Raw genomic sequence first — 15,967 nt, 5'->3', positions numbered from 1 at the left:
AAATTTTATTCTAAAGATCTGATTTTATTATCAAAATCTTTAAATTTATCAGCTAAACCTCTGAAATAAGGAATATAAACTCTTGCAAATTGTAATCTTTCAGGATCCATATTATTAGCAATTATATCATTTTGAATAGTATGCATCTTTCTTTCAACTTCAGAATACATTAAATCTCCTGGATATTCCCCAATAAATATTCCATCTGCCCCATTTTTCAAGGCATAAATAATATGTTTAGACATTACTCTATTTACACTATGAACCTTAATTATGCGAATACTTTCAGGATATTCAACTCTATTAACTCCAATATTATCTGCTGCAGTATAACCAATATTATCTAAAAATACAAGAATACATTTTTCATTTGAAGGTTTATTCTTAAGCATACCATAAATTGTTGCGAAAATCTTCTCATCAACATCCCCATTAACTCTTATGGATTTTCTTTTACATACTGTTAAACATTTTCCACAACCAGAACAACACATAGGATCAATGTATAATTCATCATCTACAATACTCATAGATTTATATTTACACATGTTTATACAATCACCACAAAGATTACAAGCTTCATTATCGATTTCAGCAATAAATGGTTCAACTTCAATTCCATCATGCATTATTTCAGATACTTTGCTTGCTGCAGCATTAGCTTGCATAATACTTTCAGTGATATCTTTTGGATCTTGAGCAGTTCCACAAACATATACTCCTTTTACATCTGTTGTTACAGGTTTGATTTTAGGATGTGACTCTTTTATGAACATATCTTCAGTTAAACCAACATTTAATAATTTAGCCATATCTTTTGTTCCTTGAGACGGTTCAATTGCCGTGGACAATACTACTAAATCGGCTTCTACTTCTTTAACCTTTTTCTGTAAAGTATCTTCAACACGTATAATTAAATTATCACCACTTTTAACTACTTCACCAGGACGTCCTCTTATTAAACGTATCCCAGATTGTTGAGAATGTTTATAATACTTTTCATACATTCCAGGTGTTCGTATATCTGTATAACAAATCACTATATCTGTATCAGGATATTTATGTTTTATAATATTTGCATTTTTTAAAGCAACCATACAACAAACTTTACTACAATATTTATGTGCTCCTGGTTTATCATCTCTTGAACCTACACATTGTATCATTACAACACGTTTAGGGATCTCATTATTACTTGGTTTTAGAAGTTTACCCCTAGTAGGCCCATTAACCCCCATTATTCGACCTAATTCACTTTGAGTGATAACATCTTCATTACGAGAATAACTATATTCTGGTCTTTTATTTGGATCAAATAATTCATGACCTGTAGCTATAACCACTGATCCTACAGTAATAGGTAAATTTTCCACTTCACCATCTAAATAAATAGCATCCATTTTACACTTTTTAACACAGGCTCCACACTTTTTACAATTATCCATATCAATAGTATATGTGTCAGGATATGCTTGAGAATATGGTTTATAAATAGCTTTACGTGAAGATAAGCATTCATTAAATTCATCAGGTACTTGAACAGGACAAACTTCAGCACATTCTCCACAGCTTATACACTTATTATTATCAACATAACGAGGATTATTTTCTAGAACTATATTAAAAGTACCTGCACGTCTATTAATACTTTTTACATGAGTATTAGTTAAAATATTAACATTATCATTCTCAACTACACTTTTTATTACAGGATTCAATAGACATAAACCACATTCTTCAGCAATTTTAACTGGAGAAAATACTTTACCAATTCCAGCCATATGCCCCCCTATACTAGGTTTATCTTCAATTAAATAAACTTCATAACCTTGACGAGCTAAACTTGTAGCAGCAGATATTCCACTAATTCCAGCACCAATTACTGCAACACTATCTGGTGTTTGGCAAAGAATAGGATCTACAGGATGAGATTGTTTTACTTTCTCAATACTTGCATTAACCAAACTAACAGCTTTATCAGTAAGTTTAGTTTTAGAAGAATGAACCCAACTACATTGTTCACGTAAATTGACCATATCCATTAAATAAGGATTTAATGGTTTAATATAATCTTGAAAAGTTTTTTCATGAGAAATTGGAGAACATGCCACAATAACTACACGATCCAAATGTTTAGTAATAATATTATCACGTATAATCTTCCTACCATTTAAACTACAAAGATTAGTGTAAACTTCAATAACATTAGCATCAATCTCATCTATTAAACGATTAATATCAACTTTATCAGAAATATTACCCCCACATTTACAAATAAAAACTCCTATCCGTAAATCAGAATTACTACTATGATTTAATGATTCCACAACCATTATTCTACCTCCCAAGGAATTTCTTCAAAATTTTTAAGAACCTGATTTAAATTTACACTATGAGTTTGTATACCTGCAACAGTATAAGGATCAGCACCCATAGATAAAGCTATAAGTTGACTAATATTCATATGATAAATACCAATTTTTTCCCCAATTTGTTTTTCTATAACGGGTTGATAACGATCATATTGAATTTGACAATTTGGACACATATGTAGTAAAATGTCCACACCCTCATCTTTTAAGGATAATAATTTTTCTTTAGTTACTTCTAAAGAATAATCCCTATTTACAAATCTTTGGCGAAACCCATTCCCACAAGTTAATCTTTTATGATCATACCATTTTAGAGTATCAATCCCACAGGTTTTAGCTAGTTCATCTAGTAACATTGGATTTCTAACTCCATCAATTGTATCTTCATATTGAACTTTGCAATAATGACACGCATGGTGAGTTGCAACTTTTAATCCTTTTAATTGATATTTTAACAGCTTATTAATTTTTTCTCGATTATTATAAAATATTTCAACAACATGAAAAATATTATCCCTAGAATCCATATCGCCTTCAGAGTAAGTTTTATCATTTAAACCAGATTTAATAAATATTTCATTTACATGATTTCTTACTTCTTTATTATTATTTAATAAATCTGCAGATTTTTTATTAATAGCATAACATGTAGAACACATCATAGCTAAATTTCCATGATTTAAAGACTTTGCTAAATTAAAATTACGTGCTGCAACTACAGTAGTATCTAATTCATCAAAAACATCACTATAGTGCCCTAATCCAGTGCAACAAGTTTGTTCAGGAGATATTATATAGTCAATGCCTAACTTATCAAATATGTATTTAGTTGATGATTCAATACCTGGATATTCTACATTTACCATACATGATTTAAAAAGTAAAAATTTTCCATTAGGAATAGATTTCATTTAATCATCACCCTTTTTGATTTTTTTAGGCGTTTATCAAATCCTGAATTCATAAGTAATAAATTTATTTCTTTTACTGTCTTTTTTGGAGGATTTAATTTTCCTAAACCTAATTTTTCGCGTATTGGAATTAAATTTTTTTTAAAATCCACCCATTCAGGACCAAAATCTTTAGCTAAATCTTTTACGAAATTTTTAGGAATACCACCCATAGCCTGATTTATAAAGACTTCACCATAATTGTAGAAGGGTTTTAATTTTTTATTAGTTTTCCCTTCATCAAAGGCTATTTGTTTTAATACTTGATTAACTTCACATGCACTATTACCTACTGGACAAATACTGTGGCAGGTATAGCAATAAAAACAATTCCATAAGTTTTCATCTTCTAATACTGTTTCATCACCTTCTAAAACTCGTTCGATCATGTTTCTAGGGTTATACTCACTATGTCTAGCTGCTGGACAAACACTAGTACACATACCACATTGAACACATCTTAATAATCCAATATCTTTTGAGGATTTGGGATTATGAATTATTTTTTCGGCAAGTTCTAAAGGGTTTTCATTTATTTTTTCTTTACTCATACCTTTACATCCAATTTTTTTAAAAAATGTTTAAATTTATTTAATCTTAATTAATATTTTATTATAAAAATATAATATATAAGGTTTTTCATTATTATATAAAAATACCCCTAATTTAGTTCAATTTATAAAATAAAAATTATACATAATTTAATAAAATGATAAAATAATTAATCAACATTAAATTTTTATTAGTTCATAAAACAAAAAATTTAAATAAAAAAAGTAAATAAAAAAATATAAAAATTTAAATAAAGACATAAAAACAATCCAAATAGGAAAATTAACATTAAAAAACTATAAAACAAAAAAAGAATTAAAATTAAATAAAAAAAGATAAAATAAAAAAGATAAGAATAGAACTAATAAGCTTACATCTAAAAAATCAATTTTCAAGAAATAAAAGAAATCAGTCAATTTCCTCAAAATTATTAATTTCCAAAGAAGGATTAAGCTTAACAATTTCAGGTAAATTCCCAATAGTACCAACAGTATCATTAACAATGATTAAAGCAGATTTAAAATAGTTATTTAAATTATCAGCAAATTCTAAACCATTATTAACAGAGGTTTCATCATCTACCCCCAAAACATGATTACCAATACTAGTTGCTAAAGCATCAGCAAATAAAGTATCATCAGCAATAACAGTTACAACATCAGACTTACCCAAACTTGTAGAAAAACCAACAGTGGCAGACGAAGAGCAAATTCCTAATTTTTCACCAGCTAAAAACTTAAAACCTAATTTACCTGATAACGAAGATTTACCTGCATAAATTCCACAAATAAAATCTTTATCTGTAACAAAACTAATATCCCCACCATTATCAACAATTGAATATTTACTACCACAACTTATTAAGTAATCTCTAGAAAATTCAGCAATAGTTCCAGCCAAACAAGCAGTAGGTCCAACACCAGCAACTGAACTTGCATCACACATCCTTTTAATAATATTCGGAGCACTATCATCTACAATAACTGGCTCGAAACTACCGCTAAAAATAGGATGACGCTTCATATAATCTTTAATAGTACTTCGGATATTAAAAATATAATCATTTAAATTATGAAATGAAATATCTGTTACTAAGTTAATTTTAGTTTCTTCAACACTTAGTTTAGATTTAAAAGTATTAGAATTCATAAAAAAAAGTAAAAAAATAGTTTATCTTAATCTTCTATTTAAAATTTTATGAGGATTATCAATCAAAGCTTTCATAGCTTGAGAATCAGACAAACCAGCACCAAGAGCAATACGATAAGCCTGTTTAAAGCTAATTAAATCATCAGGATCATGACAATCTGTATCGATTACAAGATCTGCACCAATTTCAGTTGCAATTTTAGCTACATGACCATTAGCTAAACAATGTCCTTTACGAGCTGTAATTTCTAAAGCTATATCATTTTCTTTAGCAAGAATAACTTCTTCTTTATTAATTAAACCTGGATGTGCTAATATATCTATATCTGATTGAACAGCAGCATGATTTGTCCCTTCTATTACAGGTTCTGCCAAAGTTTCACCATGAACAACAACAATTTTTGCACCTAATTCTCTACAACGTATAGACAATTCACCAATTGATTCAGCAGGAACATGAGTTATTTCCGCACCTAAAACCACATTTATATCCCATTTACTATTAACATCATCAATTGCACCCATTAGCTCAGGTAAATTTTCTACATTAGAATAGTCAACATGATCAGTAATCGCTATTGTTTCATGCCCTAAAACATCTGCTCTTCTAGCTAATTCACTAGGTAATAATTCACCATCACTAAATAAACTGTGCATATGCAAATCAATTCTTTTATATGCCAAATCAATAATCTCCTTCAAAATTAATAGTTATAATTAAATATTATCTTTGTTATATTTTTATATATTATATTAAATATTTAAGGGTTCATATTTTAAAAAAATCTTTAGTGATAAAAATGAAAAAAGTTAATGTATTTGTACCTTCACATATAACAGGATTTTTTAGTATACAAGAAGCAACAACACCTTTACAAACCGGATCTAAAGGTGCAGGAATATTATTAAATCGAGGAGTAACAACTTCTATTCAGAAAAATCCAAATAATGAGGAAACTAATATAAGTATTAATGCTGATTCTAATCCAGAAAAAGAAGCAATAATCCGTAAAACAATAGAATTAATGAAAAGTGAATTCAACTTTAAAGATAATTTCACAATTAATCAAAACATTAATGTTCCTGTCGGTTGTGGATTTGGAACAAGTGGAGCTTCTGCATTGAGTACTAGTTTAGCACTTATTAAATTACTCAAACTTCCAATATCCCCAATTAAAGCAGGACAATATGCACATCTTGTTGAAGTAAGTCTTGGAACTGGTCTTGGTGATGTATTAGCTGAAATGGAAAAAGGTTTAGTATTCAGAATAAAACCTGGAGCCCCCGGTTACGGAGAGTGTGAAGTTATAAATACAGATAACGAATTATACATTATAACAAAATCTTTAGGCAGTATAAAAACAAAAAACATTATAACAAACAGTAAACAAAAAGAAAAAATTACTAAAATAGGTTCCAATATGGAGGAAAAATTCTTAAAACTTCCAAGCATTAGAACATTCTTAAAATATTCTTATCAATTTTCTGAAGAAACAGAATTACTGAATCCTAAAGTAAAAAAGATAATAGAAGATTTAAATACTAAAACATTTGGTGCAAGTATGGCAATGTTAGGAAATACCGCTTTTGCAATAACTGACGATATATCTGAAATAGATCCAGAAGAATATACCATATCTAAGTTATATAATGATGGAATAAAATATTTAGAAAAAGGAAAAGTTGTTAATGATCAAAATTACTTATAAAATGAAGTCATACCGAGAAAACCTAAAAGATATTATACAACCAGATGATACTATTATTGAATTAGGATGTCACGTGGGAAAATCAAGCCAATTTATGTTAAATAGAATCCCTAATGGGAATTTAATTGCATTAGATAATAGTCCAGAAGCTAAATCTAAAATGGATAAGTTATCATTTGAATATAAAAATTTAAGTTTTTTAAATAGTGATGTTCGTTTACATGAAAGTTTAAAAAAAGTTAAAGAAAAAATAGATAAATGTGATATTTTAAGTGTTGATCTTGGAGGAGGTTATCACCCAGATACAACATTTAAAGTTTATTATATTTGGTCTTCCACATTTAAACCTAGAGATAGTATTATACGAAATAGAGGTTTAATTGATTTTATAAATACTGCTACCAGTAATGAGGATATGCATTCTGAAAACGGCTTCCTTGATAGTTGTGGAGATATGGGAATTCCCCCACAAATTAAAGAGTTTAAATTGTGGAGTGAAAAAATTTAACTTAATAAAAATTATTCATTTAATTTAAATACTTTTAAATCTTCATAAATTGGACCTTTAGAAGTTAATGTACTCTTTTTTAAATGTAAATTTTTCACTTTCATTTCACCAATTAAAACTTCATTATTTTCTTTTAACACTTTTTGAACTTGTTTTTTATTTTTAGGATTTTTCATGCGCCCAATAGTTAAATGACTAATATAATTTTTCTCTTTTTTAAATCCTAATTTATTAAATTCAGTATCTAATTTTTGTTCTAATAATTCTAAATCAGAACTTTCATTTATACCTACCCAGATAACTTTTATATGATTTGAATTTGGAAATGTACCTAATCTTTCTAATCTTATGTTGAATTGTTTGAAATTTTTAATTACTTTATTTGTTGCAATCTCTATTTTTTTCAACATGTCTTCTGATACATCCCCAAAAAATTTAAGTGTTAAATGTATATTTTCTGTTGATACATACTTTATATTAGTATCTGTTTTTTTAAATTCTTTAATTAAATTATTAATTAATGGTTTTAAATTTGGCTCTATTTCTATTGCTAAAAAACTTCTAACTCCACTCATAAATATCACTTCTAAAAAAAAGATAAAATATAAAATGTTTTTTATATCTATTTTTCAATTATAGTTTCATTTATTGCCATTCCAAAATGTCTCGCATTTTCATCAATAAAAACTTTTACTTTATCCCCCTGGTTTAAATTTGATACACTTACAGCCTCCCCATTATTTGATACTATCCGAATTGTTTCAGCATTTTGTAAAAGGGATTTAATTTTTATATCTTCATATTCTGCTTCTATTAATAGTAAAGGTCTTTTTTCAATTTTACATCTTCCAACAATAGTGGGTCTAGTGGTGCCATCTTTGTTTACAATTAAAACTTCATCTCCAGCTTCTAATTCTGCTAGATATCTTGTTTTGTTTCCAGGGACCATAACATAAGCTTGTACAGGGCCAGCATTAACACGGAATGGTCTTGATGCTACATATTCACTTTCTAATGATTCACTATGAACTAAAAACATTGCTTTACTATAGGAACCTATAAGCATTCCTTCACCTGGAACCATCATGGAAGTTGTATCAATACAAACTCTATCTCCTGTTCCTAAAGGTTTTACATTTGTTATGGTTGCTTCTTTCAAATTATATTTTTCATGTGATAAGTTTTCGATTAAATCAGCAATTTTTTTTATTTGTGCAAAATCTTTAGGTTCAAATATTACCCCATCAGTTCCAATTTCTAAAGTTTCTAAAGCTAGTTTTGCTTCATTTTCATCAGTAACTGCTGCAATAATTTTAACATTTTCAGATTGTAAATCTGCTAGAATATTTTCTAATGGTATGACTGTCCAATCTTTTCCAACTAATATTAAGTAATCTACAGTTTTACCTAATTTTCTAGCTAAATGTTCATGCTCTTTATCAATTATTTCTATATAAGCTGCAACAGACTGTCCTAAGTTTTTATGTTCTTTTGCATCTTGTAAATCTTTGGATTTTTCTAAATTTTTGGATAAAGGTAGAGTGTTGTCTCCTTCACCATTTATTCCAATTAAATATATTTCCGCTTCTGGATTGTTAGAGATTATGTTTGTATTTGCTAATTTTTTGATGTTTTTGATTTCGTCTTCTTTAGCCATTATGTGATTTATTCCAGATTCCAATGAGGTTGTGATTAAATCTTTTTTATCATCCCAATTTTTATTAGGTGACATTATCCATGCGAATTTTTCCATAAAAATTACCTTTATTTAATTATTTATTTTAATAATTCTAATGCGTCATCCACATCCATTTTGTTATGGACTACTTCTGAAATTGCTTTTGTTATTTTTCCAGGGTTTTCTGCTTGGAAAATATTTCTTCCAAATGCTACTCCGGCTCCCCCTACTTCAACTGATTCTTTAGCCATTTGTAATAATTCTCTATCTGTATCAACTTTTGGACCTCCTGCTATTACAACTGGTACTAATGCTCCTTCTACCACTTCTTCAAAACTTGCTGGATCACCGGTGTAATTTGTTTTTACAATGTCCACACCTAATTCACTTCCCACACGTGCTGCATGTTTTACCATGTTTACATCTGTTTCAGATTTGATTTTTTGTCCTCTTGGGTACATCATTGCTAATAATGGTATTCCCCATTGGCTGCAAGTTTCTGATATTTCCCCTAATTCTTTTAACATTTCAGGTTCTTTTTCAGACCCTATATTTACATGTATACTTACTGCATCTGCACCGAGTTGTATTGCTTTTTCTACACTAGTTACTGTTACTTTATTGTTAGGATCTGGACTTAAGCTTGTACTAGCAGATAAATGTATTATTAATCCTAAATCATTTCCATACCCTCTATGTCCTTGTTCTACAATCCCTTTATGCATAAGAACTGCATTTGCTCCTCCACGAGATATTTGTTCTATGGTTTTATCCATATCAACTATTCCTTTTATTGGCCCAGATGATACCCCATGGTCCATTGGAGCTATTACGGTTTTTTTTGTTTTTCTGTCTATTATTCTTTCTAATCGAATTTTTTTACCTATCATGATTAAAACTCCTTAATTGCTGTAAATTTTTAATAAAGTTTACTTATATATAAAATTAATTAATCTTTAAAAGTATATAAATTTAATGTACAAATAAAAACTATAATGTATTTTTTTGTACAATTATTATTGGTTGTTAAAAAAAAGAAAAAGAGTAGCAAAGCTACTCATATAAATTAACAGACTCAGCATTAAAAACTTTAATATCCATATCTTTAGAAAAAGCCTTAATATTAGTATCGAAAGCTTTAAAATGTTTTGAAATAAGATGTTTATTCAAACCATCCATATCTTCCCATTTTTCAATAAAAAGATAAGTTCCATCTTCAACATCCTTATCGAAATTATATTCAATATTCGCAGCTTCTTTACGAGTTTCTTCAACCAAAGTTAGTGCTTCTTCAATAATTTCCTTATCTTTTCCGTTTACAGGGATTAATTTTGCAAATACGAGTAACATATACTTAACTCCTAAAATATTAAAATACTTTAATTCAATGTATATTAATTAACATTTATAAACTTTTAGTAAAATAGAATAACATCCAAAATTTTTTTAAATAGCACAAATAAAGATAATATAATACAAAAAAGATTCTAAAATAAAAGGGAAAAATACATGAATTATAAAACAATCTTAAATGAAATACAACCTACTACTAAGGAAAAAGAACAAATACATACACTAAGTAACAACTTAATAAAATACTTAAATAGAATATTAAAAGAACAAAATATTAATGCAGAGGCATTACTTGTAGGATCAGTTGCAAAAAATACATTTTTAAGAGGGAAATCTGATATAGATATTTTTATAAATTTCCCCCTCTCAACACCAATGGATCAATTAAAAGAATTAGGGCTTAAATTAGGATATCAATGTAGTGAAGAATTTAATGGAAAAGCAGAAGAACATTACGCATCCCATCCATACCTCACAAGTTGTATTGATGGTTATGATATCGATTTTGTTCCTTGTTATAAAATTAAATCCGCAAAACAATTAAAATCCGCAGTAGATAGAACATTACTCCATACTAAATATATAACTTCTCATTTAAAAGAAGAACAAAAAAGTGAAGTTTTACTTTTAAAAAAATTCATGAGCGAAATAAAAACTTATGGATCTGAATTTAAGGTCGGGGGATTTGCAGGGTATCTTTGTGAGTTACTCATTCTCAAATATGGAACCTTTGAAAAATTATTAGAAAATGCACAAAATTGGAATTATGGGACAATTATAGACCTCGAAGATTATGGGACTGGAAAAAATTTTAATGATCCCCTAATAACAATAGATCCAACTGATGAAAATAGGAATGTTGGAGCAGCATTAAGATTAGAAAAAATGGTAGATTTTATAATCGCTTCACGAAATTTTTTAGATGAAACTAATAATGACAAAAAATCAGATTACTTCAAACCATTAAATAAAAAACAAAAAATAAGCACTTCTGAAATATTAAAAAAATTCAAAGATCGTGAAACACATACACTTTTGTTAAAATTTGAAATACCAGAAATCCCTCCAGATAGTTTACATCCCCAATTAAATAAAACTATGGAATCTATTACTGAAAAATTAGAAACAAAAGATTTCAGTATTTTTAAAAGTGACTATTGGACTGATGAAAATAAATTAGCACTTTTTATTTTTGAGTTAAATGTTTACAAGCAAAGTAAATATATTATACATGAAGGACCTAAAATTTGGAGTAAAAAATCCTGCGATAACTTTAAAAATTATCGTGGAGATAAACTGTATAGTATTGATGATTTATTAGTATTAACTAAAGAAAGAAAGTTTAAAACACCAGAATCTTATATTAATTATATTTTAACTAATGAAAATATTCATAATATTAAAATTGGTAAAAATTTAAAAGATTTAATCATTGCCACTTATGATTTAGATTTAATTGAAAATTTCTTATCTAATAAAAATTTTGAAAATTATTCTTTTAAAAAAGATTTTTTAAACTTTTTAGATGATTTTATTTATCCTAAACAGTATGTAAAAAGATAAAAAAAGTAAATTGATAAATAAGGGACTTGACTTTTTACCCTTATATGATTTTATTATTACATCACCACCAATATTTTTTACTTTTTTTAAATTTTAAATGTAATGCCAAATTTTTTGGATTACCTTGGTGAATTTAATATCTTTTTTTACATATTTTCCTTTAATCATAATCTTCATCCTCCTTAAAATCTCTACTGGTTTTATTAGTGAAATTAGTTGAATTTCGATTTTTTTCATCAATTATTTTAGGCAAATGCGAATGATTATTAATATGATTATTTAATTCAATTTGTTTACCTAAAATTTTTGATTCATTGAATTTGTCAGGATTTTTCATTTCTTTATGTATCATTAAATGATTATTTATGATTGTTAATTCGTTTACTTTGAAATGTGTATCGTTTAATGAATCGATTATTGTGTTTGAAAAGTTTGATTTTTGGAAACTTTGATTGTGTGCAAATATACTTTCTGAATTATTATTTGGTGATTTATTTAATATTAATGGACTTATATTATTTGGTGTTTTATTAATTAAACTTGAATTCAGATGTTCTCGTGTATCATTTACATAATATGTGGTGTTGTTTATTAAATTATTTTTTGTATTCGGTTCTATTGGTATATGGTGGGGATGAATATTAGTAATTTGTGTAGTGGTATTATTATGTATACTAATTTCATTTTCAGGTGCTGCAAATGTTACTTGCATTGCAATTGATAGAGTTATTAAAATTATTAATATTTCTATTAGTAAAATTTTTCTGTCATATATTATGCCTCCTAAACTAATATCCTTTTTAGTTTATTTTTTTTTTGGCGATATAACTGAAAAAATTTAGATTATATTTTTTCTAAAAATTTTCAATTCTAAATTTTAGAAGTTAAAAAAATTTTGTTTAATTTTTAACTCCAAGAAATAGATAGGTGCTTTCAAGTATATAAAGGTATAGTTATTTTTAATAAAATATTAATAAAAAAATTGAACAAAATATAATTATTAATAATCTGGTAGAATGAAACTAAACCAAACCCCAAGATAAATATATTAAAATTCAGACATAATAAAATATTTTAACACAGCAGTTAAAATAAAAAGTTAAATAAAACAAAATAAAAGAATAAACAAACCTACAACATTAAATAATAGTATTTAACACTAAAACAAGCACATAAACTATAAAAATAAATTAAAAAAGTTAAGAAAAAAATAATTTCCAAAATAAAAGATTAAAAAATAATAGAAATTAAATCAAATCAAATAATTAGTTATTAAATAAAAAAAATAGAAAAATGAAAGTCAAAATTAAAAACTAAATAATAAAACAGATTCATAATTAAAAATAACAAATATAATGGAAAAAATAAAAAAAACATTACCAAAAATTAAATTAAGAATCTTTACGTTCATATACAAATTTAGGAACAGCTTCTTTAAGTGGATCAAAATTTTCACGATTTTTAACTTCAACACATTTCATACTAACTTTACTATGAAGACTACTTGGTAAACGTAAAATACGTTTTAAATCAATAGAAACCTTTGCATCAATAGTAGAAAGATTCACTTTAGCCAAACCCCTTTCCATATCTTTATACCGTCTAGGACCTATATTAGCCTTAAAAGAACCCCAATCATCATTATTCAAATAGCCTCTATATTTAATCATATCTTTAAGCAATTTAGGATTAATACCATCAATCTCTTCACTACCTTTAAGATGTAAAACATCATATTTCACTCTTTGAGTAAAAACATTAGGATAAGCAATTGGAATCATAAAATGAGGAATATCATACGTATTATTAATACTATTAGGATTTGAAAATTTACTTTTTGGAACTTCAGCACCTGCAACATACTTCAAAACTTCACTTCGCAAACCTGTACCTGCAACAACCATATCTGGATCTAATATCCGAATATGATAACCTCTACCAGAGTAAATTAAATGAATATTTTTTATTCCTAAATCAGATTTAAGAGTATCAATTAAATTATTTACAATTTCTAAGGCTTCACTTAAACAAATTTCACAAACACCATCACAATTACAGGAACGTATAGGTAAATCTTTTGCATCAACATCAAAAACATACTCTGCCTTTTCCCAACCTTCTCTACGACGAGGTTCTTGATAATAAGCTACACTAACATAAGCAGCAAACGGAGCCTTAGCACGTAAAAATCGTCTCAAAGATTTAGGGCCTTTAAAAGTTTTATAACGATCATTTGGACCAGTCCCATTATGATCAAAACCAAATTCCTTTTTTATGATTTCATCTAAAATAAAATTAGGAACATTATCTGGAGACCATTCTTCCCTGTAATATCTTCTTCTCTCTTGTAATGATGACGGACCAAACATGACAATCCTTAAAAAAAATAGTTTATAAACAAATATAACTATATTTATACTATTATTTATATCTATATTAAAATTATACAAATAACTTTTAAAGATATAAAATATTCTTAAAATACCTATAAAATTCATACTAAAATAATAAGGATAAATATATAAATTAAAAAGATTCATAGTTATTAAATAAGAAATATAAAAAGAAGTGATTAAAATGATTAGTGAAGAAGAACTAAAAAGCATTTTTAATGATATTAGTCCAAGAGCACTTGTAAAACCTGCCTTAGAAAACTGGATTCCTAATCAAAAAACTGGAATGACAATAATAGAATTAGATTCTGGAATAATAAAAGGAATAGGATTAGAACAAGGCGAAATACCAGATAATTTAAATTATGTTGAAATTTTCACCATAGAAGCGGAAGATGAACTATTTCTTCCAGAAAAATTTTTTAATGAAGAAGAATATAAAAAATTCTTGAAATATGTAGATAGAAAAAAGGACAAATATTCTCCAGATTTATTAAGTGAATTCTGTGAAAAAGAAGATATTGATGAAGAAGAACGTAAAATTAATATTTTAGCTGATTGCATCGAAGATTATAAATTCATGAATTACAATGATTGGGAAAACAGTATAATTCAAAATTATAACAATGAATGTGATAATTACTAAAAAAGCATAAATTTTCTTCATTAATTCTTTTTTTCTTCTTCTTTTATTTTACCTTCCCTAATTAATCTATTTTTTTTAATACCATAACAACTTAAAGGATTATTAATTTTTTTACAATCTTTATCAGATTTACATAATTGAGGAAGGTGCATCTTTATTTTTTCACAACTCATTGGAGTATACCATTTAGTTTCACCTTCATGATTTAAATCAGGACTATCATGCATACCAAATCCTAGTTTAGAAATAATATTTATTTTTTCTTGGGGTTGATCTTCAAATAATGGAGGAGTACAATTATCTGCAGCTTCATAAATTAAAGGTAAAATTTCATTTTCAGTAATGACCAAATTTTTATCAATATCCGAAACTTTCACCCCACCTTCACTTGCAAAAATACCTGGATATAAACGAGCATAAGATACAAAACTAGTTAAAAGTAAAACAATAGCATCATTACGGCCACCCGAAGATACACCATTTACAGTATTATATATACATGGTGGAAATGCTTCTCTAATTAATTTTCCTATTTTAAAATTACTTGCATTAGCATAAAAAGTACTATATTTAGTCATTTCTTCAGAAATAGTTTTTTCTACATCAGAACCTAGTTTTTCAATATTAGAATGAATATTTACAAAAGAAGATTTTTCTTTAATCATTTTAATATAATTTTCAGTATTTAACATTATCATATTAGAAACTATTTGTTCTTTAAGATTTTCACCAACTAACATATCATACATGCTTTCAGGACGTCTATTATGAAATTTATCATTATAAGCATTCAAAAAATCTTCTTTACTTAAAATTATTTCACCATTGTTTATACATAAATTAGTTAAAGATAAATTACGATTATCAATAATATCTTTTAATATAGTCCATCTTGAACCCTGTGTTATGGATAATTGTTTTAAAATTGAATCAACCATATCTTGTCTTTCATTAGTTAACAAACGATTTAATCTATCAAGAATCAATGATCCTTCTGATTCTATGAAGAGTTTAGTCTCTCTAGAACTTATATTAAATTTAGTGGCTACAGCTTGTGCCAACATATGAAAAGCAATTACATCAAATTTCAATAT

Annotated in this window: 16 protein-coding genes; 4 read left to right on the top strand and 12 right to left on the bottom strand. The window is 26.9% G+C overall.

Features of this window, described 5'->3' with window-relative positions:
- Positions 1–5: 5 nt before the first annotated feature.
- From hdrA to BP769_RS03500, 5 genes are all read right to left on the bottom strand, one after another.
- A complete protein-coding gene (gene hdrA, locus BP769_RS03520) occupies positions 6–2,333 on the bottom strand; it encodes a ferredoxin:CoB-CoM heterodisulfide reductase subunit HdrA (RefSeq protein WP_413862090.1) in 2,328 nt (775 codons plus the stop codon).
- Positions 2,333–3,283: a ferredoxin:CoB-CoM heterodisulfide reductase subunit HdrB gene (gene hdrB, locus BP769_RS03515; protein WP_413862088.1), complete on the bottom strand. Its 951-nt coding sequence runs from the start codon at positions 3,281–3,283 to the stop codon at positions 2,333–2,335. The genes hdrA and hdrB overlap by 1 nt, the downstream gene beginning before the upstream one ends.
- On the bottom strand, positions 3,280–3,873 hold the full coding sequence (gene hdrC, locus BP769_RS03510) for a ferredoxin:CoB-CoM heterodisulfide reductase subunit HdrC (protein WP_413862086.1): 594 nt from the start codon (positions 3,871–3,873) through the stop codon (positions 3,280–3,282). Before hdrC ends, hdrB begins: the two co-directional genes overlap by 4 nt.
- 409 nt (positions 3,874–4,282) lie before the next feature.
- Entirely contained in the window at positions 4,283–5,023 is a 741-nt protein-coding gene (locus BP769_RS03505) for a UPF0280 family protein (RefSeq protein WP_409198802.1), read from the bottom strand.
- A 21-nt stretch (positions 5,024–5,044) separates the two neighbouring features.
- Positions 5,045–5,707 (bottom strand): histidinol phosphate phosphatase domain-containing protein, encoded by a 663-nt coding sequence (locus BP769_RS03500; protein WP_409198801.1) that lies wholly within the window; start codon positions 5,705–5,707, stop codon positions 5,045–5,047.
- A 116-nt stretch (positions 5,708–5,823) separates the two neighbouring features.
- Between BP769_RS03500 and BP769_RS03495 the strand changes: the two genes are divergently transcribed.
- Both BP769_RS03495 and BP769_RS03490 read left to right on the top strand, forming a co-directional pair.
- Positions 5,824–6,732 (top strand): pantoate kinase, encoded by a 909-nt coding sequence (locus BP769_RS03495; RefSeq protein ID WP_413862084.1) that lies wholly within the window; start codon positions 5,824–5,826, stop codon positions 6,730–6,732.
- Positions 6,713–7,240, top strand: a complete 528-nt coding sequence (locus BP769_RS03490) for an SAM-dependent methyltransferase (protein ID WP_409199075.1) — start codon at positions 6,713–6,715, stop codon at positions 7,238–7,240. Before BP769_RS03495 ends, BP769_RS03490 begins: the two co-directional genes overlap by 20 nt.
- 11 nt (positions 7,241–7,251) lie before the next feature.
- Here the strand turns inward: BP769_RS03490 and thpR are convergent, their stop codons facing one another.
- The 4 genes from thpR to BP769_RS03470 all read right to left on the bottom strand — a co-directional run bounded on the left by thpR (position 7,252) and on the right by BP769_RS03470 (position 10,268).
- A complete protein-coding gene (thpR, locus tag BP769_RS03485) occupies positions 7,252–7,815 on the bottom strand; it encodes an RNA 2',3'-cyclic phosphodiesterase (RefSeq protein WP_413862082.1) in 564 nt (187 codons plus the stop codon).
- Between the two features lie 47 nt (positions 7,816–7,862).
- A complete protein-coding gene (locus BP769_RS03480; RefSeq protein WP_413825804.1) occupies positions 7,863–8,993 on the bottom strand; it encodes a 3-dehydroquinate synthase II in 1,131 nt (376 codons plus the stop codon).
- Between the two features lie 23 nt (positions 8,994–9,016).
- Complete coding sequence (locus BP769_RS03475; protein WP_409199074.1) at positions 9,017–9,811, bottom strand: 2-amino-3,7-dideoxy-D-threo-hept-6-ulosonate synthase; 795 nt, start codon at positions 9,809–9,811, stop codon at positions 9,017–9,019.
- A 160-nt stretch (positions 9,812–9,971) separates the two neighbouring features.
- Complete coding sequence (locus tag BP769_RS03470) at positions 9,972–10,268, bottom strand: putative quinol monooxygenase (RefSeq protein ID WP_413862080.1); 297 nt, start codon at positions 10,266–10,268, stop codon at positions 9,972–9,974.
- Between the two features lie 159 nt (positions 10,269–10,427).
- Here BP769_RS03470 and cca point away from each other — a divergent pair, with 159 nt between their 5' ends.
- Positions 10,428–11,834 carry a CCA tRNA nucleotidyltransferase gene (gene cca, locus BP769_RS03465; RefSeq protein ID WP_413862078.1) on the top strand — a complete coding sequence of 469 codons (1,407 nt, stop codon included), beginning with the start codon at positions 10,428–10,430 and terminating at the stop codon, positions 11,832–11,834.
- 160 nt (positions 11,835–11,994) lie between these two features.
- Here cca and BP769_RS03460 read toward each other — a convergent pair whose 3' ends face one another.
- Both BP769_RS03460 and priS read right to left on the bottom strand, forming a co-directional pair.
- Positions 11,995–12,546: a hypothetical protein gene (locus tag BP769_RS03460; protein WP_413862076.1), complete on the bottom strand. Its 552-nt coding sequence runs from the start codon at positions 12,544–12,546 to the stop codon at positions 11,995–11,997.
- A gap of 679 nt (positions 12,547–13,225) precedes the next feature.
- Complete coding sequence (priS, locus tag BP769_RS03455) at positions 13,226–14,203, bottom strand: DNA primase catalytic subunit PriS (protein WP_413862074.1); 978 nt, start codon at positions 14,201–14,203, stop codon at positions 13,226–13,228.
- A 208-nt stretch (positions 14,204–14,411) separates the two neighbouring features.
- On the opposite strand from priS, the gene BP769_RS03450 reads away from it, so the two are divergent.
- On the top strand, positions 14,412–14,873 hold the full coding sequence (locus tag BP769_RS03450) for a hypothetical protein (RefSeq protein ID WP_409198793.1): 462 nt from the start codon (positions 14,412–14,414) through the stop codon (positions 14,871–14,873).
- A gap of 20 nt (positions 14,874–14,893) precedes the next feature.
- Here BP769_RS03450 and BP769_RS03445 read toward each other — a convergent pair.
- On the bottom strand, positions 14,894–15,967 hold a 1,074-nt coding region (locus tag BP769_RS03445; RefSeq protein ID WP_413862072.1), incomplete at its 5' end, for a DNA primase.

This window comes from Methanobrevibacter sp. UBA417 (assembly GCF_002508845.1).
GTDB classification, from domain to species: Archaea; Methanobacteriota; Methanobacteria; order Methanobacteriales; family Methanobacteriaceae; genus Methanobrevibacter_A; species Methanobrevibacter_A acididurans.
Note: the sequence above shows the minus strand (reverse complement) of the source record. Positions and strands in the feature narration are given on the sequence as shown.